Below are 26,084 nucleotides of genomic sequence, written 5' to 3'. Positions count from 1 at the left end.
CCGTACAGCCTCGACACCGTCCCCGATGACCTGAAGCTGCCGTTGGCCCGCTGCACCAGTGGCGGGTGCGAGGGGTGACATTTGGCCAGCGACGTTCTCATCCAGAGGACGAGATGCCGGGTCCGCACGTGCAGCACTGGTCCGCCCGCCCGGATCGCAGGTTCTGGGCAGAAGCCGCCGGCGCTGGTGTCCGAACGCCAAGGGCGTTCTCACCGTAGGCGGAACCGCTTCGACCGTCGAGGATCGTGGCCGCCGACGCAACACTCACCGGAGGAGGAGTCCTCCGGTGAGATCAACCCGCCCGGTTGCGGCTCAGCGTCCAGATATTGACGGTGCCGTCCCTGTGGTAGTCGAGCCGGTCGAGAACTGTGGCAGCGATCGCGAGGCCGCGGCCGCGTTCGGCGAGTTCGTCCGGTAGTTCGACGGTCGTGAGATCCACCGACACCGGATCGCCGTCGTCCTCGAAACGGGCCTCGACCCGGTCCGGCAGCGCCCGGACGTCGAGTGTCATAGTCACGACGTCACCGGAAGTGTGCTCGATGATGTTCGCTGCGATCTCGGCGACTGCTGACTCGAACTCGAGGCGCCGGCGCCCGTCCAGCGAGTCGTGCACCCACAGTTCCGCGAGAAGTTCGTGGACCTCGTTCAGGCTTTCCGGGCGGGCAGTCGTACGTATCCGTCGGGAGAAGGAGCCGAGTTCAGCGGCCATCGAATGCGGCATCGACCGAGTCGTGTGTTCGGAGTACACGATTGAGGTTGGTCAGCGCGAGCACGGTCTCGACCTGCTCGGTGGGCTTGGCGATGCGGAGGTCGCCACCGGCCTGCCGGGCGGCCTTGAGACCGGAGATGAGTGCCCCGAGCCCCGAGGAGTCGATGAAGTCGGTAACGCTCAGATCGACCACCACCCGGTTCGTTCCGCCGTCGACGAAATCGCGCAACAGGTCTCGCAGGCGTGGTGCTGCAACCATATTCAACCTGCCGACCGGACGCACCACAGCCACACCCTCTTCCGTGGTACGGCTCTCGAACTCGATCATGCAGCTTCCTCCTGTCGGAATCCGCGATATCGGACCGCGGGGATGACGACACTCAAGATGACCAGGTCGAACGCAACCCAGAACAGGTTCACACCGACGCCGAACATGGAGATGTTCCCGAGCATCAGACGAATCACGCCGATCACCGACGCGAGGACGAGTGCCGCCATCGCGATCAGCTGGTACCGCACCAGATACCACTGGGTCGCACCGTGTTCCTGCCGGGTCTTGGGCGTCACCGCGAAACCCAGCGACCGCCCCGCGTACACGTTGAGGACAGCCGTCCAGCACGCTGTGATCCACACCGGGAAGAGAGCGAGGCTGTACTGCTGGCCGCGCCAGGTGGGAGTGCCGCGGCTGACGACGAAGAACACCAACTGGTTGAGGGCGAGGAACGGGACGAGACGGCCGAAGAACTCCCAGCTGTAGGCCTGCACGGGCATGACGCCGACGACGAGGTACACCACTGGCGCGGCGATGTAGACGACGGCAGCGAAGCCGGAGAGGTAACTCCACATCGTCGCCCAGTACATCAGCCGCTGCGCCAGTGTGAGACCGCGCTGCAGCAGCGGGTTGTCCCGGAACATCACCTGGATGGTGCCCTGTGCCCACCGCAGTCGCTGGGTCAGCATCGTGCCTGCGTCTTCCGGTGCCAGACCGTGGGCGAGGATCTCGTGGTGGTAGGCGGTGTGCCAACCCAATTCGTGCAGTTTCATGCACGTCGCCATGTCTTCGGTGACCGAGATGGTGGCCATCGGCAACACCGGCTGCGCCTCGTCGTCACGGCCGACGTCGACCGCCCGGATCAGCGTGCGGACGGACTCGATGGCGCCGAGCGGTGACCATTCGCGCTCGGCCAGCCGCGTCAACGCAGCGTCGTCGAGTATCGCGACGGGGGCATCGGTGTCGTGCAGGTCCGCTTCCAGCGCGGCGATGACCGCCAGGTCCTCGCGCATCGACTCGACGTCTGTGTCGACGATCCTGCGTGCGGCGGCGTCGACCCGTTGCTGGAAGTCGTAGGTGACGTCGGCGAGTGATCGGTTGCCGCGGAGCTCTTCCCGTGCCGAGTGCACGGCCTCGGTAACCTCCTCGAGGACGTCGGCGATCTTCTCCTGGTCACTGTTCAACTCGGCCCGGGCCTTCGTGACAACCTTTGCGGCCGTCCGCAGCGCCCGCTGCACGTCGCGTTCGACGGCTTCGACGTATCCGGCGATGCCGAGCTGCATCAGGGCGTCGCGGCGCAGCACAGCGTTGGACCCGCAGAAGAACGCCGCGTTCCAGCCGTCTTTGCCCTGCTGAATGGGACCGTAGAACAACGGGGCCTGACTGCCGAGAGGGTCGCTCGCGGGCACGTTCACGAAGTACTGCGGTGTCTGGACGAGTGCCATCTTCTCGTCGCCGAAATATCCGAGCGTGCGATCGAGGATTTCCGGATCGGGCACCTGGTCGGCGTCGAGGATGAGGATGAACTCGCCCTCGGTGAGCATCAGTGCGTTGTTCAGGTTGCCGGCCTTGGCGTGCCGGGGTTTGTTCGTCCAGGATGCCGCGCGAGTCATGTAGCGCACACCGAGCTCGTCTGCGGCGGCGGCCAGTTCGGGGCGATCCCCGTCGTCGAGAATCCACGTGGTGTGTGGGTACCGGATCCGGTGTGCCGCGGTTGCGGTCGCGAGCACCAGATCGTCGGGTTCGTTGTAGGTGGTGATGAAGACGTCGACGGTGAGGTCGTGGGGCGGCGGCGCTGGCGTGGGCCGCGTCCGCAGGCGCCACATCGTCAGCCCGAACAGCAACGAGTCGATCAGACTGTAGGTTTCGGCGACCACCAGCGGAAGGGCGATCCACCACGCCGGCCAGTTCACCGAGAACAGCCATCGCCACACGATGTAATTGAGACCGAGCAGGGCGGTGAGGAAGATCAGTATCCGGAGGCCGGCAAGCCGCAGGGGTGACACGTGTCTCCTCCTCAGCAGTCGTGACGTCGAAGGGCAACGACGGTGATGTCGTCGAGGGGCGGGGTGACAGCGGCGAGTTCGTGAACGGCCGCCAGCAACCGTGTCGGCGACGGGTGCGCAGCGGCGAACGCGGGCACCGAGTCCCATTCGCCGTCGATGTCGCCGAGGTGGTCGAGCAGGCCGTCGGAGCAGATCACGAGCATGTCGCCGGGGTGCAGTGTGCTGTGTTGCGCCGCCCAGGAGTCGTTGTCGATCACTCCCAGCGGGAGTGCGGAGCTGCGGAGCTGTTCCACGGTGCCGTCCCGCCTGACGATCATTGCGAGACCGTGTCCGCCGTCGACGTAGTCCAGTGCGCCGGAGTCGACGTCGATCCGCGCGTGGAACAGCGTCACGAACGTGCCGGTGCGGTCGAAGTCCTCGGCGAGTTGTGCCGCGACAGCAGCCACCGTGCGTCCGAGGTCGGGGCGACCCTCACCGTACGCGGCCAGCGCGTGAGTGACACCGCGCAACGCCGACCGGACCGACGCCGTGAGGATCGCGGCGCCGAGGCCCTTTCCCATGACATCCGCGAGGCTGAACATCGCGCCGGGGCCGACCCGGTAGTAGTCATAGAAGTCACCACCGACAGCGAAGGCCTGCACGCACGCCGACTCCACTTCGTACCCCGGCAGATCGATCTCGTGCCGAGGGAGCAGTTCACGCTGAATCCTGGCGGCACGCTCGAGCTCGTCGGAGTGCTCCAGTTCCCGCTGCGCCCATTCGGCGAGTTCGACGAAAGCGGCCAACTGCGTCGAGTCCAGCGTCCGGGGTTCGGTGTCGTAGATGCAGAACGTCCCGACAGGGTGACCACCGGGCCCGTACAGCGGATAGCCCGCATAGAACCGCACCCCTCCGTCCGCCGCCACTCCGGGCAGATCCGCGAACGCCGTATCGCGACGCGCGTCCTCGAGAATCACCATCGGATCCTCCGGGTGGTGATACGCCCGGGCGATCGTCGTCTGGCACACGGTCTGCGATCGCGGAATGTTCTGCATGTCGAGGCCTTGCGTCGACTTGACCCACTGCCGATCCCGATCGAGTAGCGACACCGTTGACATCGGAACCCCGAAGAGGCGGCGCGCCATTCGGGTGATCTGGTCGAAACGCGCCTCGGGCAGTGTATCCAGGATCGTCAGCTGTTCGAGTGAACGTAGCCGCGCGATTTCGGTGTCTTCGGCAATGATCGGGATGTTCATGTCAGCGGTACTTCCTCCCCAATGCGTCCGCCAGAGCGGCAGCCGATTCCGGTGTGCTCGTCAGCCGCCAGTCGGCCTCCTTGTCGTGATCGAACCATATGAAACCGGACACGTCGTCCTGCGCTGTGAGGAAGTCGACGAGCGCGCCGATCCAATCGGCCTTCGACCCTCCGGTGTCAGTGCTTCCTACCTCGGTGACCAGGATCGGCTTACCCGGCGCCAGGTTCCGCAGTTCGTCCAGGCTCGGACCGAAGAGCTCGGCCGGTTCCACCCACGAACTCGACGGCTGCGTCGTACCCCAGTTGTATCCGTCCACACCGAGAACGTCGACGTAATTATCGCCGGGGTACAGGTGGGCTATCGGGCTGCTGCCCTCGAACCGAACGTTGGGCGCCCATACCCAGAGCACGTTGTCGGCGCCCTTCGAAGCGAACAGGTCGTGGATGTGACGCCAGGCGGTGACATAGCTGCTCGGCTGCGTTCCCTGGGCCACACTCCACGGGTACCAGGTTCCGTTCGGCTCGTGGGCGAAACGGAGGTAGACCAGTGACTTCCAGGCGATCAGTTCATCCGCCCACCGGTACAGGTAGTCGTCGTGGACACCGGCGGCGATCCCCGACATCGAGAACTCACTCGACCCGTACCGCCCCTCGTCGAACCACCGCCAGGGTTCCCAGGTGATCACCGGCACGGCGCCGAGGTCCCGCACTGCCCGCAGGCCGTCGATCGGGGGCGGCGAGGTGAAGTCGGAGTACGACAAGACCACAGTCGGTGGTTCACCGACCACGTTCGCGACACCCTCAAATTCCTCGACGGCCGTGGGACCGCCCGGTGTGCTGACGCCGAACCGCAGGCAGGCTCGTACATCCAGTGGGATCATCGGCCCACGGCACCCGGATTGATCACCCCCACAGGCGAACACCACGATCGCCATCACCACCGCAGCCAAACACAACCGAATCGGCCCCATGACGCTTATTCTCATCATCCGCCCCGCATTTGCTGCTGCAGCATTACCCCGGCACAAAGCAGAATAGTCCCACTTTCAGGGACGCAGTGCCCGATGACGTGCTCGAGTCCCTCCCTCGACTCCGCCGATGTCCACGTCGGCACCACCCATTACCGGTGGTGTCGCCCCGCCCACCATCTGCCTCGTCGTCGCTCGCCCACTCGTCCTCTACTGCTGCCAGATTGACGACGGACGAGGCAGCGAAAGCCGCTGTAGCACGGTGCAAGCAATACGACCGCGTGCTGCTCCGGCCCCGGCGTGCGGTGATGTCACCACCAGTGGTGTCGCTTCCGCCGTCGCATCTGTCCGCATGAAACTTTGCGCGCATACACGCGAGCGAATATGCGTGCACGAAGACATGCATGGGGTAAGTTGATTACCCGGGGTACATGCGCGGCAGGCTGGAACACGAGGTGGATATGGCGAAGGCAAGAGATTTCGCAGACGGTCCCCGGTCCGGGGGCGCACGCGGAGGTGCCGCTCACTCAAGGGGAAACGGTCCGGGAAGTGTCTCCGGCACGGTTACGCCGAGTCCGGAGTTGACGGCGAAGTTGGAACCGCGGAAGGGGCCGACAAAGGTGCCGCTCAATACCCGGGTATTGGCCTCGACGGAGGCCCGGTTGAACTGGCTGGTGAGAGATCGCCAGTCCACGGTTACCAACGTCGTCGACGTTGCCTTGCAGGAATTCTTCGACCGCTACAGCGTCCCGCAGGTAGATGTCGACGGTCGGATCGCCGAGCCGGAGTCATGAGCGGGGCCGGGGAGCAGATTCCTCTGTTCGGACTACCCGAGGAGACTCCGACAACGTCACCAGAGTCTGCCGATGTCGCTGTCGCCCACACCGCCGATCAGGCGGATCCGGAGCTGGTCGCTCCCGCAGAACCCGAACCGCACCACCACTCGGACGTCGCCGACGACGCCCCGATCTCGCAGTCACCCGAGACGCAGTCACCCGAGACGCAGTCACCCGACGACGCAGCTGAGGCACCCGCACCGCCGACGCCGGTGTGGGAGGCGTTGCCGGCCGGTGACGAGGCCGACGGCCATGCGTTGATCGTCACCGCTGCGGGAACGTATACGCCGTCGGGGCGGGAGCTGACTGGTCCGGTGGATTCGGTCGAGAAGCTCGACCAGCTGATTCGCTGGGCCGCCCTGACCCCGCTGGGTGCTCCTGCGCAGGTGTGGATCGTGGGCCAGGGCGCGTGCGAGGCGTTGGGGTGGGTTATCGATCCCGGCTCCGAGGACGACTTCGAGGACATGGAGACGTTGCGTACCCGGGCCGCCGAGGAGTTGACCGCGGTGCTGCAGGCCACTTTGACGCCGATGCTCAGCGCCGGGTGGGAACTGCGCGGCGACCCGGGGCATGTGGTGCGCCTGGCGCGGTCGATCGGGAAGTTCACGACGATGATCGATGTGCTGATCGAACCGTATGTCTGGACGTATTGGAACAAGGACTTCGGCTGGAACAACCGGGTCGGTGAGATGGGCATCCTCGGCTCACCGGCGGCCGGAACGTATCTCCCCGACGACGACCTGTCCGCCGCACGGGAACTCGGTCGCCGGGTCGCGTGGTCCGTGAAGCATCTCGGGGTGCTGCCGGGGCCGACACCGGCCCGGACCGGTGCCGCGGTCGTCGACAAGATCAAGCGGGAACGCACCCGAACGGGCAAGGGTCTGCTGGTCGCGACCGCGGGCCCGGTCCCGCCGCTGGACGGGGCCCCGCGCGGAGACCTCGAACCTGCCGCCGGCTGGACCCGCATCCCCCAACCCGACGACATGGACGGCACCCACCGGTTGGTGTCCCTCGACCAGCGCGCCGCCTATCTCGCCTCCGCTGGAATGCTCGAATTCGGGTACGGGCAACCCACGCATCTGACCGGTGACGGGGCGGCCGCGGCGGCGGTGGGGGACAAGGGTGCCCCGTTCGGGCTGTGGCGGATCACCCTGCCACCCGGGCAGACCGTGGCGCTGCCGGAGAAACTCCCGTTGCCGCACCCGCGGATGCTCGACGATCAGCCGGTGCAGACCTGGGTCACCTCGGTCAGCCTCGACGGATTGTGCGCACCGGTCGCCGACGGCGGGATCGGCGCCGACCTCGACGACCTCGACATCGCCGAGGCGTGGGTGTACCCGCAGCAGGGCCGGGCGCTGGACAAGTGGGCCAAAATCTTGCGCGAAGCGCGGAAGACGGCGGTCGACACCGGCGACGACGCGACGAAACGGTTCATCGGCTCCTGCTACAAGGGGTACATCGGGCGGATGGTGAACCCGGACATGTGGACCGCGACCCGGATGCAGCATCATCACCAGCCGGTGTGGCGGGCGGCGATCATCGCGCACTGCCGGTGGCGCGGCCGCCGGGTGGCGATGCGGATCGCCCGCGAGACGGGGCGGTGGCCGGTCCGCACCGTCACCGACTCCTGGGTGTACCTCCTCCAAGAGGGCGAGGACCTCGCCGACCCGAGCGAGGCGCTGGGGAAGATGTCGGTGGAAAAGGACATACTTCTCACCGACACCCAGCTGGCCGAGTTGGCGTCGGCTCAGGATGTGCACGAGGTGAATCTGGTCATCAGGTCGGCGTTCGCCGACGACGACGAGGACGAGGACGCGAACTGATGGCCCTGCACCTTCCCAAGCCGCGCACCACCAATCCGCCGCAGCAGGCTGTCGGCCTCGACGGCCTCAAGGTGTCCGTTGCCGGTGCCGCCACCAGTGGTGTGGAGAAGTCCAAGCAGGTCAAGAGCGGGGGACTGGCCGGACTGACCAGCAAGGTCTCCGTCAAGCAGCTGCGTACGGAGCTCGGCAACGATGGTCTGCGGCAGGCGGCGATCGACGCGGGCCGCACCCCGCCGTCGGACCGGACGTTGCGGCGGTGGGCGCAGCAGGGCCGCATTCCGCACCCGGACGTGCTGGAACGGGCGCAACGGCGGGCGGCGATCGAACGCCTCGGCGGTATCGATGCCGTCGCAAAGAAGATCGGGCGGTCGCGTTCCGCGGTGTCCCGGTACCGGTCCGGGGAGACGAACGAGTTGCGGGCCGACGCCAGCAAGAAACTAAAAAACGTCAAGGCGCAGGACATCATGAGACGCGCTGGGGTGTTGCGGCCGGACGGCACACCGAAGAGGGCGGTGATCCGCGTCAAGGGTGGTGTGATGGTCCGCAACGGCGCCGACGTGGGATATGACTACCGGGTCCGCACCCTGGATTTCGCGAACTCCGACACCCCGTTCAGCAGTGACGAGTCCCGCGAACTCGCCGCCGCACTGGCCAACGACGATCACGCCCGAGTCGTCGCCCTGCTCGAGCGGCACGCCACCCTCGACTACCCGGAGAACAAGGGCTTCGACACCTACAGCGACCAGTTCGGTTTCCATTTCGACCACATCGACTCCGTCCACATCGACTGGATCTGACCCCGCGGACACATGTCGAATCTGTATGTCAGCGAACGGAATCGACGCTCCCGCATCGCATGTCGACGACACGTATCGTCTCGACGAGGGAGTCGCTTGTGGTGCGGTCGCGGCTGCGATTCGGGCCGCTATAGGCTGGCTCCGAGCCGCGGCTAGCGGCGTAATGATGCGGATTGTCTGGCGCGACAGAGACAGCCTGTTTCAGTGCTGTTCGAACAGTGCCTCGACGAGCGCGGTGGCCGATGCGGTTTTCGCTGAGGTCTTGGTGGTTGCGTCGGCGGTCGCGGTGTGGCCGGCGAGGTGCACGGCCGTGTCCGCCGCGGCGATCGCCGGGTTCGCGCTCACGCTGCAGGGCCCGTTTGCGCTGGCCATGGCCGGGCTTCTCGGCGCAGGCACCTTCGCGGCCATGTCCGGGTTCACGTCCACGTCGACGACAGCGTACCCGGTGCTCGCACGTGCCAAGGGCTACGGAGCGATGATGGGCGTGGCCCGCGCGGGTGCGATTCTGTCGCCGATCGTCGCGGGGTACGCGCTCAGCGTCATGACACCGCGCGCGATGTACCTCGCGGTCATCGTCCCTATCGTGCTCGCGGCCGTCGCGGCGATGGCTCTCACCCGCATCACCCGTACCGTCGTGGTCGGTGAGCCGAGCCGGACTGCCCCGGCGTTCGCAGGTACCGAGTAGTCGCAGGACCAGGAAGGGCCGCTCGGGAGTTCCCGAGCGGCCCTTCGTGTGCGCGGGTGGTCAGTCGAACAGGATGACGCCGCGGATGTTCCTGCCGTCCTTCAGGTCCTGGTATCCCTGGTTGATCTCGTCGAGCCGGTAGGTGCGCGTGATCATGTCGTCGAGGTTGAGCTGTCCGGACCTGTACATGTTCAGCAGCCGGTTGACGTCCCACGTGCCGTTCGTCGAGCCGAAGACGCAGCCCTGCAGACGCTTCTGGGAGAGGGTGAGGTCGGCGACCGGGATCGGAAGACCGATCCGGGAGTGTTCGCCGACGGCGGTGACGACGACGGTGCCCGCCTTCCGGACCGAGGTGAGAGCCTGAGCGACGTGCTCGGGTTCGAGCACGCCGACGGTGATGACGAGGGCGTCCGCGCCCTGACCGTCGGTGTACTGCTTGGCGAGTTCGGCGCCCTCCTCGATAGTCGCGACGGCGTCAGTGGCCCCGAACGTCTTGGCGCTGTCCCGTTTGAAGGCGACGGGGTCGACGGCGATGACGTGGGTTGCGCCGGCGTGCCGGGCGCCCTGCAGCGCGGCGGAGCCGAGCCCACCGATGCCCATCACGATGACGGTCTGACCGGGCTCGACGTTGCCGAGGTTCACCGCCGATCCCCAGCCGGTGCTCACCCCGCAGCCGACGAGGCAGGCCTTGTCGAGCGGAATGTCCTCGTCGATCTTGACGACCGAGTTGATGGAGACCGTCGTCGTCTCGAGGAACGTGGAGATGCCGCACATCTGCCCGACCGGAGTTCCGTCGGTCGTGCGCACCCGGAACGTCCCGTCCGTCCAGCGCGGGCCGGCGAGGATGCCGGCGGCGAGATTGCACAGGCTCTGCAGGTTGGACGAGCACCAGCGGCAATGACCGCAGGACGGGATCGCGGAGAACACGACGTGGTCGCCGACCTCGATGCCCTTGTAGTTGGGAGACGCCTTCGTCACGATGCCTGCGCCCTCGTGGCCGAGCGCGAACGGGTACATGCCGACGGGGATGTCCCCGGTCACGTGGTGGTCGTCCGAGTGGCACATGCCGCTCGCGACGAGCTTGACCTGGACCTCGTCGTCGCGGGGATCTTCGAGTTCGAGGTCGATCACCTCCAGTTCGCCGGGGACCTGCCGGATGACTGCGCCGCGAGTTCTCATGCTTCTCCTTGGGGTTGGTGAATGGGATGTGCTGGTGTCAGTCGGCGAGCCGGGTGACCACCGACTTCGTCTCGAGGTATTCGGCGAGCGCCTCGGCACCGTTCTCGCGGCCCCAGCCGGACTGCTTGTATCCGCCGACCGGCATCTGTACACCGCCCGCACGGTGGACGTTGATGCCGATTCGGCTCGCCCGCAGCCGATGCGCGATCGAGTGGGCGCGGGCCACGTCGCGGGTCCAGACGCTGCCCGCGAGTCCGTACTCGGTGTCGTTGGCGGCGGCGACCGCGGAGTCGAGGTCGGTGAATGTCACGACGCCGAGCACCGGGCCGAAGATCTCTTCGCGGATCATCGCCATCGACGGGTCGGCGTCGACCACCACGGTCGGCTCGTAGAAGTAGCCGGTGTCACCGATTCGGTTGCCGCCGGCGATAACCCGCGCTCCGGACGCGACGCCGCTCTCGACGTATCCGTGCACCCGGTCGAGGTGCCGCTGCGAGATGAGGGGCCCGAGGTCGGCGTCCGGGTCGGTGCCGTAACCGACCTTCAGGTTGCGAGCGAACTCGGCGACCCCGTCGGCCACCTCGTCGGCGATGTCCCGATGGACGAACAGCCGGGAGCCGGAGGTGCAGATCTGTCCGGAGTTCCAGAAGATTCCGGTGGCGACGCCGGGGATCACGGTGTCCAGGTCCGCGTCCGGCAGCACGATCATCGCCGACTTGCCGCCGAGTTCGAGTGACACCTTCTTGAGGTTGCCCGCGGCGGCGTGCACGATCTGCCTGCCGACCTGGGTCGACCCGGTGAAACTCACCTTGTCGACGTCGGGGTGGGCGGCGAGTGGAGCGCCGACCCGCGGCCCGAATCCGGTGACGACGTTGACGACGCCGGGTGGCACTCCGGCATCGAGGAGCAGTCGGCCGACGGCGAGCGCGCTGAGGGACGCCTCCTCGGAGGGCTTGAGCACACACGAGCATCCGGCGGCCAGCGCCGGTGCCAGCTTCTGCGCGGTCGCGACGACGGGTGCGTTCCACGGCACGATCAACGTGGCCACCCCGACTGCCTCCTTGCGGGTGTATCCCTGGAATCGCATGTCGGCAGGGCCGATCTCGACGCTCTTGCCCTCGACCTTGTCGGCCCAGCCGGCGAAGTACCGGAACTGATTGACGGCCTCACCGACCATGAGGCGCGCCTGGGAGACCGGCATGCCGGCGTCCATGCTCTCCAGCGCTGCGAGGTCGTCGGCCCTGCTCTCCAGCAGGTCGGCGATGCGCCACAGGATCACCGACCGCTGCTGGCCCGACAGTCGGAGCCAGCGCCCGTCGTCGAACGAGCGGCGCGCGGCGACCACCGCGGCGTCGACGTCGGCCTCGGTGCCTTCGGCCACCCGGGCCACCTGTTCTCCGGTGCCGGGATCGATCGCGGGGAACGATGCGCCCTCGGCCGCGGGCACCCACGAACCGTCGATCAGCAACCGGTCCGGCTCGACGAGTTCCTTCAATGCCTGAACGCCGGTGGTCGGTGTCATCTGCTACCTCCGAGAGACTCTGCGGCCGACGGTCTTTGTGGGTGTCAGCGAATGTGCGGGAATGTAACTGAGCGCGCCCTGGACTCTATACTACATAGTACAGAATATATAGATGCGATGTGTTGCATGGCGCTTTTTATATCATGCGTGATACGGCGCATATCGACGCCGCGATTCTTCCCTTGCCCGGCCCGGAGGAGGTACGGCGTGACCGCTTGCGGCACCATCAAACATTTGTAGGTGCTCGATGCGCCCATGCTGAAGCAGTGGGTGGTCTTCGATCGACACCACCGGGCCGGACATCGACGCGCTATCGAGTTGATTCGTGCTGGTGGAGGGCACCGCAGTCAATGCCTCAAAGCCGAGATCAAGGGTAAGACAAGGGACTTGCGGACAAAGGCGCCATGATCTTGGGCGCGTGCGGGGAGCGGTGTCTCTGCCTCGCACCATCTCAGCAATCACTCCGCCAAAGAACTGTTCGATCGGGGCGCGATCCATCCCGAGTCGGAATCCAGTAGATGGACGATCGGAACGAGCGCCTCGCGTTCGGACCGCTCAGGAAGGTTCGGAGCATCTGATCGCAAACCCCGATTCGACACTGGATACCCGACACGTCAGCCCTCGCTGCCGACAGTCGGAGCTAGCCGCCTATGTTTCCCAAGTATTACTGTCTCAGCTTCGTTCGATGATGTTCCGCTTCGCGTCGTCGCCCCACTCTCAGATCAACGAGCCCTGCCGGTGCGGTTCGCTTGGGGGCGAGCGAGGGACAGCTGGATCCGAGGGGCGCTATGCTCCAGCCAGGGGCGACGGGGTCCGCAACTCTGCTGAACAGGCGCTTACAGGGTGCCGCGGGTGAGATGTTCCGAGGCTGCCCATCCGTCGAGGCGTTCGTGGTAATGCCGGCGCACATCATCGAGTCCGTGTCCCACGTACAGGCGTAGTGGCGCGCCGGGCCGAGCGGCGATTGACGCGATGGCCCTCGCCGCACCTTCGAGGTTGCCGGGGGTCCAGTCGTAGAGTCCTGGTAGTTGGTCTGCGGCTGGCGCGTACGCCTCGATGGGGTGCGCCGGCTGCACCGCCGAATCGCCGAGATCGGTGTGGAAAACCCCGGGTTCGACGATCGTGACCTGAAGGCCGAGATGGGAAACATCCCGCGACAGAGCCTCGCTGAGTCCCTCGACCGCGAACTTGGATGCGACGTAGGCATCGAGCCGCGGCACACCGACGAGGCCGCCACCGGAGGAGAAATTGATAATGTGACCGCTGCGACGCTGCCGCATCCCGGGCAGCAGGGCCTTCGTCACTGCCGCGACGCCGACGACGTTGGTCTCGAGCTGAGCTCGGACCTGATCTATCGAGAGTTCTTCGAGGGTGCCTTGGACGACATTGCCAGCAACGTTGAGCAGTACGTCGACCGGACCGAAGCACGATTCTACTGCCGCGACGGCGTCGCGGATCGACGTCTCGTCGGTGACGTCGAGGCACTGGGTGCGGACGTTCGGCAGCGCGTGCAGACTCGCCGGCATCTTGGCGGGATTGCGCATCGTCGCGGCAACGTGCCACCCCGCGTCTGCGAAAGCAGTGACCAGAGCTGCTCCGAAGCCGGACGATGCTCCGGTGATGAGGACGGTCCGGGCCATGAGATATTCCCTTCGTAGCGTGCTTGGGACGGATCTGATCGTGCTTGGTGTCGTTCACCCACGGTTCCGGGCGAACACCGCACCATCGTGCACAAACCCGGCCGGATCTGACAGATGCCGTCGAGAGGGGGGACGGACAGCCCCTGGCTCCGGCATTGCTCCAGCGTTACGTTCGATGGCAGCGGCGACAAACACTCCGTAGACGAAGGCATCAGGTTTCTCTGTCTGGTAACGACGAAGGGTGAATGAGATGACCGAGAGCAAGAAGACCGGAAGCAACCGCCACGTCGAGACCTATGATCCCGGCTATGACGGAGAGATCCGCAGCGTCCGGGTGCCGGCTCTGGCGTGGGAGATCGCAGCAAATCTCTTGCTCCCCTCCGGATTCGACGAGAACAAGAAGTACCCGGCGGTGGTGTGCGGCCATCCGATCGGCAGCTGTAAGGAACAGACCGCCGGCAACATCTATGGCGCCGCGCTGGCCAAAGAGGGTTACGTCGCGATCGCGTTCGATGCCAGCTTCCAGGGCGAATCCGGAGGTCAACCGCGCTTCATCGAGGATCCGACGCAACGCTCGGCGGACTTCAGCCACGTCGTGGACTACCTCGTCACCCAGGACTTCATCGACGCCGACCGCATCGCCGTGCTCGGCGTATGCGGCAGCGGCGGCTACTGCATCAACTCCGCGATGACCGAACGCCGCTTCAAGGCGATCGTCAGTGTGACCGGCGTCAACTTCGGGCGCCTGATGAACGAGGAATTCTCTCAGTTCGACCCGGTCGCTGCTCTCGAGCAAATGGCCGCGCAGCGCACCGCCGAGGCCCGCGGCGGAGAAGCCAAGGTCAACAACTACCTGCCGGACTCGCCCGACGATGCCGAGAAGTCCGGCGCGACCGAGGTCGACCTCTACGAAGCCACCCTGTACTACCGCACCCCACGCGGCGAACAGCCCAACGGGTGCACCCGAGCATTGTTCTCGTATCAATCCAAGGCCGTCGGTTGGGACGCGTTCCACCGCGCCGAAAAGCTCCTCACACAACCGCTGCTGGTCGCCATCGGGGATATCCCTGGTGCTTTCGGCGCCTACCGCGACGGCCGCGAGATCTACAGTCGCGCCGCGTCCAAGGACAAGGAACTGGTGGAGATTGCCGGAGGCACCCACTACGACCTCTACGACAAGAAGGAGGCCGTCACCCAGATCCTGGATCGAGCCATTCCTTTTCTTGCCAAACACGTCTGATCGACAGGGAATGACAATGTTGCGGCGCCGCAGGTCGTACTCGCTGCGGCCGGCCGCAGGTGTTGGGGGTTGGTGCAGCCGGCGAAGTCGCACTGGTGGCACAACACCGCGTCGTTGGCGCCGGACCCACCCCAGCCCGGGGGATGATCCCGTGGTCGAGTTGGTAGGGAACAGGTGCGGGCACCGTGCCGTGTTGCGAGGGTCCGGGCAGGCTGGTGGCTCTGAAGGACCCGGTGTCCGGTTGATGAAACGCCGCCGAGTCAAGGTGCGCAACGGGTTCGCGATGCCGAGTCGGCCCGCCGGGACGCGTCCGTGAAAGGTTTGAGTTCGCAGATTCCGCGATTCGATATCGGGACTGCATCAGCGCTTTGTAAACCCCCATCCGCAAGATGTCGTCGAGGGTGAGTTCGGTACCGCGCCGAACATCACATGCGTGCTGTGCGGCGGTGCGGTACACGCAGTCGCAATGTTGACCGCGGGGACGGTGATCGTCGCTAGTCCATCGATGATCGTCTCCCGGATCTGTCGTGGTGCTCGAGGTGGCAAGGGGTCGTCGCCCTGGCCATGGTGCTCATAACCCCCCGTGCCGGAACTTTGCTGGATAACAGCTTTTATGTAGCAAAATGACGTGAGCATGCGGAGCACTTCCCACTGCCACCGATAGGAGATCGACTCGTGCCGACTCCCCTCGACGTCTCCTTCGAATCATTCATGACTTGGCCCAGGGGCGGTACCATGTCCGCCCACACCGCCGAGGCATACCGGCACGACTTCACCGGTATCGCCGATGCGCTCGCGGCCGACATCATGCGCGCAAGCATCGCATATGGTGACCGCGCAGCCATGGCTAGTCGCGAAAGTCGACGCTCCCGGCGGCGTAGTTGACATAACATAAATTATCGGCACTTCGAAAAGGATTGCTTGCCAGCATCTTTGGCGTAAACCGCCGATCCGATCGCTGTGGGTCGTGGGGCGAAGCCACTTTCGGGATCAGCCCTTCGCGCAGTCAAGGGTGTTCGCGATGGGTCGTCGGGAACCGCCCGCAGGCCCGAGCCGGACCGCCGGCCCCGTCCGCTGTCGGCCACGGTGCCCGTAGCCGTTGAAGCCCACGACGGACTACCATCGGTGGTCCTTTTCGTCGGGAAGGTCCTGCTGCTCGGAGAGGTTTCGTCGAGCGCAGTGGTCAGTTTGTTGTCGGTGGGTACGACATCCCGGAGCTGGTCGGGCGCTCTACACCGCGGGCAACAAGCACTCCACCGCCGACAAGGTGCATCGGTGCTCGGCCGACGTGATCAACGCGTTCATCACCTTGGACGTGGCCGGGATGGGGGGCGACGGACAGATCGTCGCCGTCGACGGGTCGCAGATGGACACCTGGGAGAACAACCTGCTCGCCGAGTCTCACATCCGCTGCGGCGGTTATGGCGGGCTGGCGATCCGGTTCGTTCCGATTCCTACATTGCGCTGTTCAGCCACTTCGTGCCGTGCGGGGCGTGGGAAGCGTCTACATCGTCGATGGGTTGCTGCGCAACGAGTCCGACGTCCAACCGGACACCATCCACGGCGACACGCAAGGCCAGTCGCTGCCGGTGTTCGGGCTCGCCGCGCTGCTCGGGTTCGAGCTGCTGCCGCGCATCCGCAACTGGCACGATTTGAACTTCTACCGCCCCGACCCGGCGCCGAGCGAGATCAACAGCCGGATGCGCAGTTCGTGCAGATGCTCGACGAACGACATGGCGCCGTCGGGATTGGTTCTGCGCCTGCTGCGGCGTGGATCGAACGGGATGCGCATTTCGCCTCACTGCTGACAACGACATCGCCGGCCGGGTGGGACCTCCATTCCGGGACGGCGCCGGATCGTGCTACGAACGACCGAGGTCGACGTCGGGGCCCGTGGGTTCGGTCGTCGGTACGGGCTGCGTAGGCGGACGTTGCGGCGAGGATCCGGCTGTCGTCGGCGGGGTCGCCGTAGCGGCACGCGGATCGGCGTGCATCTCCTTCATCTCGCTGGTGAAGATGTGCAGCGACTGTCCCAGGCTGCGGGCCGCCGACGGCAGTCTCTTCGAACCGAACAGCACCACCAGAACCAGGATCACGATCGCCCAGTGCCACGGGCTCATTTCACCCATTTGTCTACCTCCCAGAATTTCGGCCGCCGGTCGACGGTTACGACCCTCACAGGTGAATAGGGGCGCAGGTTACAAGCGACTCGGGACGGTGCGCGGTCGACGAGGCCAACCGATCGGCGGGTCACGACGAAAGTCGCGTTCTCGGGGTTCCGCTCCGAGTCCAGGACTTGCGAGGGCACCGGCCTCATGCCGGTGTCGCTTTCGGCGGGTGTCGCCGGACGCGGGCGCTGTTGTTTCGGTCTGAGGGTCGTGGCCGCCGGCGATTCCCGTCTCGTCCTCGTCGCTGGGCGCGGTGAAAACGACGCGCGGTGCGCTATCGGGTGGTCTCCCGGAGTGCGGGAACATCTGCCCGACATCGTCGAGGGCAGGCCGGAACTCGCCGAAGGTGGGTCGGAGTTCCTCGCGCAACGCTTCGGTGGCGCCGCTGGCGTAGTCACGCGCCCGGTGCAGGAATTGCAGGCACTGGTGCAGCGCGCCGGGTAGCCGTTCCGGACCGAGTACGACCAGGGCAGCGACGAGCAGGACGAGCATCTTGTCCCAGCCGATGTTGCTGAACACAACATCAGCCTCCCCACGAATTCGGCGGATCACCGCGAGCCGGATCCCGGCCGTCGTCACGCGCCGGCGGCGATCGACACGACTCATCTCACCCACCCCCAACTCCGCCGCCGTCGCGGGCGCGACCGCCATCGTAGTAGCAGCGAGGCCGCGCACAGCACGATCGTGGCGACTTCGGCGGCGACACTGACCGCGGCCTGCGGCGCGGGTTGCCAGCCGATCTCGATGAATCCGAAGACCCCGACGGTGCGCGACAACACGAACCCCACCAGCGCGCCACCGGCGACGGCGGCCGCGGCCAGGCGCAACAGAAACGGCCCACCGAGCAGCAGCAGCACAGCGATCGCGAACGCGGCGGCGGCCTGCAGCAGAAACGACGGCCCGACGACAGGGATGTGCCGGTCGCCGTGGCGGTACAGATCGGCGTGGATGTAGCCACTGACCGCGAGGGACGCACTGATCCCGATGCGCAGCAACAGATCCGGCCAGGACCTCGATATCCACCGGCGTGGCGCGGTGTCGCCTGATTCCGCTGCCCGGTCGGGGGAGGCCGGTGCATCAGGCCCGGATGTGTGCGCGGTCATGTCAGGGCCTGGTCCTTGACCGCAAGGGTCTGTTGTCCCTGCAGGTAGCTGACTTCCCGGATGCCGAGAGCGGCGTGCAGTTGCCCGGCGGGCAGCGTGCGCGGCGTCGGTTTGGCGTCCGGGCCGCCCTCGCCCGGTTTCGGCAGCGGGTACGCGGTGGTGGTGCCGCTGTAGAAGGTGATGTTGCCGTCGGTTTTGGTGAACAGTTGGTGGACATGTCCATTGAGGCAGGTCACCGAGGAGAAGCGGCGCAGGTAGCTCAACGCCTGGGTGGCGTCGTCGGTGCCCCACCCCCATTGCGGGTACATCGCGAACAACGGGATGTGGCTGAACACGACGATCGGGGTGTCGGCCGAGAGGCTGGCGACGTCGTGTTTCACGAAGTCGAGTTGGTCCAGGCCGAGGTGGCCGAGTTGTTTCAGGTTCAGCGTGTTGACCAGCGCGATGACGTGCACGCCGGCGACGTCGAAGCTGTACCAGCCGTCGCCGCGGCTGCCCGTGCCGAACGCGTCCCGATACCGTTGACCGCCGTCGTCGGTGGAATCGTGTTCGCCGGGCACGGTGAAGATGTGCGGGGTGTTCAGACCGGTCATCATCTGCTTGACCTGATCGAACTGTTCCGGGGTCGCCAGGTGGGTGAGGTCCCCGGTGTGGACGACGAAGTCCGGCGTGTAGCCCAGCGAGTTGACCTGCCGGATCGCCTGATCGAATGTGTCGACGACGTTGCTGTTCGCGGTGCCCTGGAATCCGATATGACTGTCGCTGATCTGCGCGAACCGCAGCGTCGGGCGGGCCGGGGCGGCCGAGCCGACCGCGGTGCCGGCGACGTGGGAGATGACCTCACCGCCGACGACGGTCAACCCGACCGCGGCGCCGAACCAGGCGGTGTGCCGGAGCAGTTGGCGGCGGGTCATCGCGTGCGGGTCGCGCGGGTCGGTGTGTTCGGGCTGCTGGGTGCTCACGGTGTCACCACCACGGTGGCGTGCATGAACGGGTGGATCGAGCAGGTGTAGTCGAAGCTGCCCGCCTTGGTGAAGGTGAACGAATATGTTGCGTCGGTGCCCATCCCGGGGGAATGGAAGCTGCCGTCGCCGCTGGCGACGGTGTGCGGTTCCTCGTCCTTGTTGGTCCAGGTCACCGTGCTCCCGACCGGGACCGTGAGCGCGGCCGGCGCGAACGCGAAGTTGTCGATGTCCACCGCATTCGCCGCCGCCGGCGCGGCAGGCGCCTGCGCGGGAGCCGTCATGCCCGTCATGTCCGTCATGTCCGTCATGTTCGGGGCCGCGGCGGGTGCCGTACCGCCGGACATACCGGGAGTCTCGGCACCGGAAGCGAATACGAACGTCGGTGACGCAGTGTCGTTCGACGTGGCATCCGAGCCCGAGGTGCCGCACGCGGCCGCCGTCAGCAGCGCTGCGGCCATGGCGGCTGCTATCGCATGCCGCCGTCCAACGAAGAGTCTCATCGATCCAGGTCCTTTGCTCCGGGTGGGTCCGCCCCACGGATACGGGTCGGTCACCAACAGATACGGACCGGGGTTACACGACGAATGTGTGTCTCGACGGTGCGAGGACCGGACGGCGACGAAAACGGCGATGCCTCGCCGTTTCCCCGATCCGGGCGCGGGCGGCATGCCCCGGTCTCGACGGGTACACGTCGACGGTGCTCACGCGGCGCCGACTTCGCCTGACCCCAACAACGATCGGGCCTGCGCGTAGGCAACCGCGGCGTGCCTGGCGGTGCCGGGTGCGTCGTCGCCGAGGTGCTCGAGCAGCCGCCCCTTGGCCCGATACCATGCGGCCCGCGCCTCGACAGTCGTGTCCGGGCCAGGGCGTCGCATCGCCAGCCGAGACATCTCGATGAGTGCGTTCATCACTGGTCGCCGTTTCCCTGTTGTGCCGGTCCGTGGGTGCGGATCGTCTCACTAGCAGGTAGCGGGAGGGGTTACACGGTCGGCGGTCAGGCCGGTTCGGTCGGTGCGAATACCTCGATGGTGCCACCGTTTTCGCGGATTTGCAGGTGCGGCAACGGTGCGGGGGTGACCGGCAGCTGGTGGCTGAGCACTTGTCCGGCGATCGAGAACGAGGTCGAGTGGCACGGGCAGCGCAACCGCTCGGCGGGTGCATCCAACCACAATCGGCAGCCCTGATGCGTGCAGATCCCGGACACCGCCTGCGGTTGCCCGTCGACGCGGTGCACGAACCCGCTGATGGTGCCGACATCGAACGCGACGGTCGCGCCCTCGGGGACGTCGGCGCTCGCGGCGACCGCACGCCACGCACCGGTGGTCGGCTCCAGTGTCGCGTCTGCGGCCGTCTCGTTCCTCTCCGCCTGAACCCCGCCCACGAAGGCATGGTCGACGACAGCGCCAACGGCAGCGGCGGCCGCCGCGACCGAGGTGCCGATCAGTATCTGCCGCCGCCGCGTCGAGTGCGCGCCGATACCGGGACCGTCGGGCGCGGGTTCGTCGATCTCGGCGGCGAGGCGCTGCTGCAGATCGGTCAGGAACGACTCGCTGGGCGTGTCGGCGCCCAATCGTGCGGAACTCAGCGTGATGGCGGCACGCATCTGCTCGGCGTCGTCGTCGTCGGGCCGGAACGACCGCGGCCGACGACCGTTGAGCAGGTCGTCGACGTATCGGCGTACATCCCTGCCGGTCATCGTGCACCTCCTTCGCTGAACTGGGCGGCCATCTGCAAGGCCCGGTGCTGTAATACTTTCGCATTCGCGACGCTGACACCGAGGTCGGTGGCCGAGTCCCGCACCGACAGTCCCTGCAGAAACCGTAGCTCCAGGATCCTCCGGTACCGGTCCGGGAGCCGGTCCAGCAGTGCACGCGCCCGGGTTACCGCGATCGCGTTCTCGGTGGGTTCGTCCGCGGGGTCGTCGGCGATATCGTCGACGATGGTGGTGATTTCCCGGCCCATCCGTGTACGCCAGTAGCCTGCCAGGACGGTGCGCGCGGTGGCGCGCAGGTATGCGCGCACCTCCGCGACGCCGGCCGACATCCGCAACGGTCGCAGCGCCGCCATGAACACCTCCGCGGTCAGATCCTCCGCGTCGGCCCGGTTGCCGACCTTCGAAAACATGAGGCCGTACACCCAGCCCACGTTGTCTCGATACACCGACTCCCAGCCGCTGTATCCGTCACCGGACACGAGCTGCAGCCCCCGCCGCGGCGTCGGATCCTGGATATCGGTGGTGCGTCGGCGCTCTGATTCCGGCCGTCCTTCCATGACCTGCTGCCTTCCGAGTCTGCCGCAGACGCATCGCCACGCCTACAAGTAGATACCGCCGGTGGTTACACCACCTCCCGATCCAGCAAATCCCGGATCCACCGCGGCCCGGACGGCCCCGCCCAAACCGGAACAAACCAGACTTGCCGTTTTGCGAAGTCACCTCGGCGCCGACCTTGCCGAACGTGCGGGTTCAGCTGCCGCCGCTCCCGATCGGCACGTGACCGACACCCATGCTGTGGTGCCCACTACCTGGATCAGACTGGCCGGACCCGCCACCCCGGGTGGGGAACCGCTGCCCATCGAGGAGGACAGGGTGCCGGTGCCGAAGATCGGGGTGAGCGGCCGCAACGTCTGGTGGTAGCCGATGATCGCCAGGTTCGCGCGCGCAACCTCTCCCGCACGTACCACTCGGCGGTCCAGGACAGCACGTCGTAGGAGATGCCGCAGGCGTCGGCCATCCTTGGTCAGTCCCAGGTTGGTCGAGTGGGCGAGCAGCACCGCGATCAGGTACTGCTTCAACTCCGATGAGCTGGCCTGCTTGCCGCTGGGCGGGGACGGGCAGTCCGCCGGCCCGGTAGGCGGGATGGTCCGCCCCCGGGGGTGGAACCGCGAGTGCTGTTCGGATCACGCGCGTGAGCGCCCGACTTCGGGGCAGGGGGTAGTTGCCGGTGGTGAAGATTTCCGCGGTCACCCCGAACCGGGCGGCGGCGTTCGACGTCAGATCCGCCCCTCGGTGGTCGGTGATGACCTGCATCCGGGATAGTGCCCGCCGGGGTCGGTGCTCGGGATCACCCGCATGCCACCTCAGGTTTCGAGCAGGGTGATCTGCTCAGATTCGGCGGTGTGGCAGGTCCCGTGCGGTGGCGAGGTCGAAGCGGCCGTGACCGGTGCTGCCGAACCACCACGGTCCGAAACCGGCACCATGGCACCGGAACACCGGTATTCCGGCGGGCAGGAGCCGGGTGGGGAATCGGTCGCGGAGTTGGTCGGGGGGGTGCGAGCAGGTGCAGGGCGGAGCGGGGTGCACTCACGCGGCGAGCCGCCCGGTGGCCGCGCGGGCGACATCGACCACCGCCGGACCATCACCGTCGAGCAGGGCGTGGCGGGGGGTGCGCCCCTCCAGTTCGGGTTGCTCGGTGCTCAGCCACGACGCGGTCATCCAGCCGGTCGGGTCCGCGTCCGCCCACACCCGGAGCACGTCCTTGACCCCGAGGATCGGGCGCGCCGGGTGCTCGTCGTTCAACCCGGTGACCGAGTAGCCGGCGGAGCCGTCCTCGGCCTCCAAGCGGAGCACGCGGTGCTCGCGGACCGCCTGGCTCAGGGCCTGCTTGCTCCAGCCGGTGACCTCGAGGACCTGCTTGTGCGTGAGGATCGGCCCGATGTGGTTCTCCCACACCCGCCGCGCCTTCAGCCCGGACAGCACCCCCCGGATCCCGTTCTCGACGTACGAGGCGTCGGCCGGGTTCAGAACCTCCTGCTCGAGACCGCTCGCAGCGAGCGCGGCGGCCACGACGTCGTGCAACGGGGTGCTCATGCACCCATCGTCCACCGGTCAAGCAGGTCAAGTCAATCAGGTCAGGTAAGCCGTCTCGGTGCGGACCGCACCCGAGGCGGTTCCCGGGCGGACACGCAGCGTATTGGAGCTATCCCGGGCGGCATCGCGTCATTGGCACAGACAGTGACTGGCACCATCGGTACGTTCAGCGAGGACAACACGCGAGGGAGGGCCGCATCTCGTCAGCGGGGTACGCAAGGCTCTTGATGATCGAGGGCGAGGTCGCAGGAAATTCGCCACGAGCGGCGCGAGTTCGAGGTAACGCGCGCGCCTAGCGAGAAGAGAACAGGTTCAAAAGTGATGGGGTTAAACCCTTTCGGGATACCCGGGGCGGTCGAAGAATCCTTTCAGGATACTCGGGGCGGTCGAAACGTCGGAGAAGGTCGTTGAGAACGCGTACCTCCTTCGGCCGAAGTGCCAAAGTGCCCGGTCTCGGGTGCGCAGCTGGGAGAGTGAGATCATGGGGCCCGACATGTATCTCGACCACACACGGTTGCGATTGGGATCGGACGGTTCGGACGAGCAGATCGTGACGGCGCAGACCGAACTGTGTAAGAGTCGTTCGCACGTTCTCGTTGTTGTCGTCGGTAGCAGATATCAGGCGCAGATTGTGTTGTTGCGCCCAGGGCTCAACGAATGTGAGCGGATCTGGTTCGAGCCTGAAACATGCCACTTCGCTGTCCGAACGTCTCTGCTTGATGTCGACGAAGTCCTGCGGCACCGGGATTTTCCCGCGCCCTCTGTGATCCGGAAAGCGTATCCAGTCGGGGTCGAGAAAGTTTATGAGATCGATGAGCGCCCGCTGGATCAGTACCGTTCGCACACCGGGGCGTTTGCCTCCCATCAACGCCTCGACGTTACGATCGAGCGATGAGAACCACTCCTTGAACGTGTCGTCCGTTCTCAACCTGTATGTGAACTCGGCATATCCTGCACTATCGTTGCGACTCTGACCCGCCGCGAGTCTTTCCACGACCATTACCTCGCCAATCGCACGTTGCTCGGCGCGAAACATCCGAAAGACGGGATCGTCGAGCTCATCGCTAGCCAGGATGTCGGCGACATCGAAGAGTTGGCGCTGCAGCTCAGTCGTCTTTTGAATGTCGCCGAAGTCGATGACCTGGATCTCTCGGCGAACGATCTCAATCCACGCGAGAAACTGCCCGAACAGCCAGAGCGTGCTGCATCCGCGGTACTGCCTTGGAAGGCGTGAAGAGTGCATAAAATCCTGGCTGTAGATGTTGTACAGCCGACTTTGCAGTTCGAAGGCCGCGCGGGCCAAGGGTTCGGAATACTGCGGGTTCGGAATACTGCGCGATGACATGATCTGATCGTTGACGTGTGGCCCGGCGGGCGTCCAGCCGATCCTTCCACGCGGGACCGAAGAACACCGCCGCAAGCGTCGACACGACGCTGACTACCGCAGTGATAATGACGGTTACGAGCTGCATACTGCCACCCGTCTCACTACACGAATCGTCATCACAGGTTTCCCAATGGTATTTGCAGACTACTAAAACGGACACTGCTGGGAGGCGGAAAGCTGCGGCTCGTAGAAATAACGCTGGTCGTCGATCTGCAGGTCGTGGAAGGTCGAGACCCCGAGACTCGCGAGCGTGTCCTGGAGCCATTGGTGGACACGATCGCCTCGGTAGAGTCCGGTGCCCCGCAGCAGTGCCCACGACTGCCCGACGATCGGGATGCTCTCGAGCAGGCGCGGATCGAGAAACTCGCGATAGTTCAGATGGTGAGCTGCTTCAGCTGCTCCCCGGTCACCGGTTCCCCGCCGGCGGTGGCGGCCGCGAAGATTTGGTTATGGCCATGGAGTGTTCCGAGATGAACGCCGGACAGTCTTCGAAGGCGCGCCCGCGGTGCCGAGCATCTGTGCAGCCAGGACGAGTCCCCGGATGATGCTTCGCCAGCCGGTGATGTTGGTCGGCATCGGGTGGAGGTGAGACTGCCGAGGAGCCGCCTCGAGGCGCCCATATGATCGGACCATGAGCATTGACCGGGCGCCGGGTTTCACCATGCGGCAGCTCGTCGCCTTCGTCGCGGTCGCGGAGACCGGCACGATCAGTGCCGCAGCCGGACGGTTGCTGGTATCGCAGTCCGCGGTGTCGCTTGCGGTTACGGAGCTCGAGAAGGCGCTTTCGGCGCAGCTGTGCGTGCGTCGCCGCGCCCACGGGGTGCAGCTCACGTCGGCGGGGGAGTCGTTGCTGGCCCGGGCGCGAGCCTTGCTGCAGCAGGCGAGTGAGATCGAGAACGAGATGCTGGGAGCAGGCGGCGATCTTGCCGGCAGGCTCGCCATCGGCTGTTATGCGACCGTCGGCCCGACGATCCTGCCGCCGCTGTTGTCCGAGTTCACCGACTTACATCCGCGAGTGTCGCTTACGTTCCGGGAGGCTATGGCCGACGAGCTGGCTGCGCGGCTCGAGGGTGGTGCGCTCGATGCGGTGATCACCTATGACCTGGAACTGCCGCCGACGCTGCGTACGGCGACGTTGATGACGCGTCGACCGGCGCTCGTCGTGCCAGCCGGGCATCGGCTCGCTACAACACCAGGCCGGGTGGAACTCGCCGCGGTAAAGGATGAGCCGATGGTGTTACTCGATGCACCACCGGCATCGACGCATGCGTTACAGGTGTGCGCCCGCGCCGGGTTTACGCCGCGGATCGGGTACCGGTCGGCGAATTACGAGACGGTGCGAGCATATGTCGGACGGGGACTGGGGTGGACGATCATGCTGCACCAGCCGCAGCTCAATCGCACCTATGGGGGAATGAAGATCGTCCTGCTGCCGATCGATGACCCGGACCTGGATCCAGTCCGCCTGGTCATAGCCTGGCGGTCCGATGTGGTGCTCAGCCGGGTGGTGCGGGAATTCATATCCTTTGCAACGCACCGCGTCGCGCGTCTGTAGCGCCGGGCCGGGGGTGTGACCACGGCATATGGTCGCACCGGACTCATTCTTGAGTTTTTCTCATGATAAAGCGTCTATTCCTGTTCTTTTCTGGGGTTGTGACTGCAGACATACTCGATTGCAACGCGCTGAAGAGGCGCTGAGGTCCGGCTTCACGCCGGTTTTCAGCCCACACGGTTCAGCCGCCA

At 66.0% G+C, this 26,084-nt stretch carries 26 protein-coding genes and 3 pseudogenes; 8 read left to right on the top strand and 21 right to left on the bottom strand.

The window, feature by feature from the left end; translation table 11 throughout:
- Nucleotides 1-292 precede the first annotated feature (292 nt).
- From H0B43_RS01650 to H0B43_RS01630, 5 genes are read right to left on the bottom strand one after another with little or no spacing between them, the layout of a single operon-like run.
- Complete coding sequence (locus H0B43_RS01650; RefSeq protein ID WP_185729581.1) at nt 293-709, bottom strand: ATP-binding protein; 417 nt, start codon at nt 707-709, stop codon at nt 293-295.
- Nucleotides 699-1,037, bottom strand: coding sequence for an STAS domain-containing protein (locus H0B43_RS01645; RefSeq protein ID WP_185729582.1), 339 nt, complete (start codon nt 1,035-1,037; stop codon nt 699-701). The genes H0B43_RS01650 and H0B43_RS01645 overlap by 11 nt, the downstream gene beginning before the upstream one ends.
- Nucleotides 1,034-2,986: a glycosyltransferase gene (locus H0B43_RS01640; RefSeq protein WP_185729583.1), complete on the bottom strand. Its 1,953-nt coding sequence runs from the start codon at nt 2,984-2,986 to the stop codon at nt 1,034-1,036. Before H0B43_RS01640 ends, H0B43_RS01645 begins: the two co-directional genes overlap by 4 nt.
- Before the next feature lie 11 nt (nt 2,987-2,997).
- Nucleotides 2,998-4,221 carry a PP2C family protein-serine/threonine phosphatase gene (locus H0B43_RS01635; RefSeq protein ID WP_185729584.1) on the bottom strand — a complete coding sequence of 408 codons (1,224 nt, stop codon included), beginning with the start codon at nt 4,219-4,221 and terminating at the stop codon, nt 2,998-3,000.
- 1 nt (nt 4,222) lies between these two features.
- Nucleotides 4,223-5,101, bottom strand: coding sequence for a glycoside hydrolase family 26 protein (locus H0B43_RS01630; RefSeq protein WP_185729585.1), 879 nt, complete (start codon nt 5,099-5,101; stop codon nt 4,223-4,225).
- A 548-nt stretch (nt 5,102-5,649) separates the two neighbouring features.
- Between H0B43_RS01630 and H0B43_RS01625 the strand changes: the two genes are divergently transcribed.
- From H0B43_RS01625 to H0B43_RS01610, 4 genes are all read left to right on the top strand, one after another.
- Entirely contained in the window at nt 5,650-5,982 is a 333-nt protein-coding gene (locus H0B43_RS01625) for a hypothetical protein (protein ID WP_185730145.1), read from the top strand.
- On the top strand, nt 5,979-7,847 hold the full coding sequence (locus tag H0B43_RS01620; RefSeq protein ID WP_185729586.1) for a hypothetical protein: 1,869 nt from the start codon (nt 5,979-5,981) through the stop codon (nt 7,845-7,847). Before H0B43_RS01625 ends, H0B43_RS01620 begins: the two co-directional genes overlap by 4 nt.
- Nucleotides 7,847-8,644 (top strand): hypothetical protein, encoded by a 798-nt coding sequence (locus tag H0B43_RS01615; protein WP_185729587.1) that lies wholly within the window; start codon nt 7,847-7,849, stop codon nt 8,642-8,644. The genes H0B43_RS01620 and H0B43_RS01615 overlap by 1 nt, the downstream gene beginning before the upstream one ends.
- A gap of 310 nt (nt 8,645-8,954) precedes the next feature.
- Nucleotides 8,955-9,329 (top strand): hypothetical protein, encoded by a 375-nt coding sequence (locus H0B43_RS01610; protein WP_252189879.1) that lies wholly within the window; start codon nt 8,955-8,957, stop codon nt 9,327-9,329.
- A gap of 60 nt (nt 9,330-9,389) precedes the next feature.
- On the opposite strand, the gene H0B43_RS01605 is transcribed toward H0B43_RS01610, so the two are convergent.
- From H0B43_RS01605 to H0B43_RS01595, 3 genes are all read right to left on the bottom strand, one after another.
- Nucleotides 9,390-10,508: an NDMA-dependent alcohol dehydrogenase gene (locus tag H0B43_RS01605; RefSeq protein WP_185729588.1), complete on the bottom strand. Its 1,119-nt coding sequence runs from the start codon at nt 10,506-10,508 to the stop codon at nt 9,390-9,392.
- 37 nt (nt 10,509-10,545) lie between these two features.
- Nucleotides 10,546-12,030 carry an aldehyde dehydrogenase gene (locus tag H0B43_RS01600; RefSeq protein WP_185729589.1) on the bottom strand — a complete coding sequence of 495 codons (1,485 nt, stop codon included), beginning with the start codon at nt 12,028-12,030 and terminating at the stop codon, nt 10,546-10,548.
- Between the two features lie 836 nt (nt 12,031-12,866).
- Complete coding sequence (locus H0B43_RS01595; protein ID WP_185729590.1) at nt 12,867-13,670, bottom strand: SDR family oxidoreductase; 804 nt, start codon at nt 13,668-13,670, stop codon at nt 12,867-12,869.
- 250 nt (nt 13,671-13,920) lie between these two features.
- Between H0B43_RS01595 and H0B43_RS01590 the strand changes: the two genes are divergently transcribed.
- Nucleotides 13,921-14,910 carry an alpha/beta hydrolase gene (locus tag H0B43_RS01590; RefSeq protein ID WP_213015028.1) on the top strand — a complete coding sequence of 330 codons (990 nt, stop codon included), beginning with the start codon at nt 13,921-13,923 and terminating at the stop codon, nt 14,908-14,910.
- Here the strand turns inward: H0B43_RS01590 and H0B43_RS41245 are convergent.
- A pseudogene (locus H0B43_RS41245) lies at nt 14,896-15,170 on the bottom strand (hypothetical protein); the annotation flags it as partial. The gene H0B43_RS01590 and the pseudogene H0B43_RS41245 sit on opposite strands and share 15 nt — an antisense overlap.
- Nucleotides 15,171-15,645: 475 nt before the next feature.
- On the opposite strand from H0B43_RS41245, the gene H0B43_RS01585 reads away from it, so the two are divergent.
- On the top strand, nt 15,646-15,795 hold the full coding sequence (locus tag H0B43_RS01585; protein ID WP_185729591.1) for a hypothetical protein: 150 nt from the start codon (nt 15,646-15,648) through the stop codon (nt 15,793-15,795).
- A 343-nt stretch (nt 15,796-16,138) separates the two neighbouring features.
- Nucleotides 16,139-16,586: pseudogene (locus H0B43_RS01580) on the top strand (Tn3 family transposase); the annotation flags it as partial.
- Here H0B43_RS01580 and H0B43_RS41240 read toward each other — a convergent pair.
- The 12 genes and pseudogenes from H0B43_RS41240 to H0B43_RS01525 all read right to left on the bottom strand — a co-directional run.
- Nucleotides 16,586-16,702, bottom strand: a pseudogene (locus H0B43_RS41240) (twin-arginine translocase subunit TatC); the annotation flags it as partial. The pseudogenes H0B43_RS01580 and H0B43_RS41240 overlap by 1 nt on opposite strands.
- A 70-nt stretch (nt 16,703-16,772) precedes the next feature.
- Nucleotides 16,773-17,039 carry a Sec-independent protein translocase subunit TatA gene (tatA, locus tag H0B43_RS01575; RefSeq protein WP_185729592.1) on the bottom strand — a complete coding sequence of 89 codons (267 nt, stop codon included), beginning with the start codon at nt 17,037-17,039 and terminating at the stop codon, nt 16,773-16,775.
- A gap of 69 nt (nt 17,040-17,108) precedes the next feature.
- Nucleotides 17,109-17,684, bottom strand: a complete 576-nt coding sequence (gene tatB / locus H0B43_RS01570; protein WP_185729593.1) for a Sec-independent protein translocase protein TatB — start codon at nt 17,682-17,684, stop codon at nt 17,109-17,111.
- On the bottom strand, nt 17,681-18,076 hold the full coding sequence (locus tag H0B43_RS01565; protein ID WP_213015357.1) for a hypothetical protein: 396 nt from the start codon (nt 18,074-18,076) through the stop codon (nt 17,681-17,683). The genes tatB and H0B43_RS01565 overlap by 4 nt, the downstream gene beginning before the upstream one ends.
- Before the next feature lie 101 nt (nt 18,077-18,177).
- The gene (locus tag H0B43_RS01560; protein WP_185730147.1) at nt 18,178-19,095 is read right to left on the bottom strand and encodes a metallophosphoesterase; all 918 of its coding nucleotides are present in this window, start codon (nt 19,093-19,095) and stop codon (nt 18,178-18,180) included.
- A gap of 44 nt (nt 19,096-19,139) precedes the next feature.
- Nucleotides 19,140-19,646: a cupredoxin family copper-binding protein gene (locus H0B43_RS01555; protein ID WP_185729595.1), complete on the bottom strand. Its 507-nt coding sequence runs from the start codon at nt 19,644-19,646 to the stop codon at nt 19,140-19,142.
- 201 nt (nt 19,647-19,847) lie between these two features.
- A complete protein-coding gene (locus H0B43_RS01550) occupies nt 19,848-20,054 on the bottom strand; it encodes a hypothetical protein (RefSeq protein ID WP_185729596.1) in 207 nt (68 codons plus the stop codon).
- An 86-nt stretch (nt 20,055-20,140) separates the two neighbouring features.
- Nucleotides 20,141-20,842, bottom strand: coding sequence for a Rieske (2Fe-2S) protein (locus tag H0B43_RS01545; protein ID WP_185729597.1), 702 nt, complete (start codon nt 20,840-20,842; stop codon nt 20,141-20,143).
- Nucleotides 20,839-21,417, bottom strand: coding sequence for an RNA polymerase sigma factor (locus H0B43_RS01540; protein ID WP_185729598.1), 579 nt, complete (start codon nt 21,415-21,417; stop codon nt 20,839-20,841). The genes H0B43_RS01545 and H0B43_RS01540 overlap by 4 nt, the downstream gene beginning before the upstream one ends.
- Nucleotides 21,418-21,576: 159 nt before the next feature.
- On the bottom strand, nt 21,577-21,939 hold the full coding sequence (locus tag H0B43_RS01535) for a Tn3 family transposase (protein WP_185729599.1): 363 nt from the start codon (nt 21,937-21,939) through the stop codon (nt 21,577-21,579).
- Between the two features lie 508 nt (nt 21,940-22,447).
- Nucleotides 22,448-22,954, bottom strand: coding sequence for a hypothetical protein (locus H0B43_RS01530; protein ID WP_185729600.1), 507 nt, complete (start codon nt 22,952-22,954; stop codon nt 22,448-22,450).
- A gap of 292 nt (nt 22,955-23,246) precedes the next feature.
- Nucleotides 23,247-24,299, bottom strand: a complete 1,053-nt coding sequence (locus tag H0B43_RS01525) for a hypothetical protein (RefSeq protein ID WP_185729601.1) — start codon at nt 24,297-24,299, stop codon at nt 23,247-23,249.
- 673 nt (nt 24,300-24,972) lie between these two features.
- Here H0B43_RS01525 and H0B43_RS01520 point away from each other — a divergent pair.
- Entirely contained in the window at nt 24,973-25,896 is a 924-nt protein-coding gene (locus H0B43_RS01520) for a LysR substrate-binding domain-containing protein (protein ID WP_185729602.1), read from the top strand.
- Nucleotides 25,897-26,084: the final 188 nt, after the last annotated feature.

Origin of the sequence: Rhodococcus sp. 4CII, assembly GCF_014256275.1 — a bacterium.
Classification (GTDB): domain Bacteria; phylum Actinomycetota; class Actinomycetes; order Mycobacteriales; family Mycobacteriaceae; genus Rhodococcus_F; species Rhodococcus_F wratislaviensis_A.
This window is presented reverse-complemented; position numbering and strand designations above follow the sequence as displayed.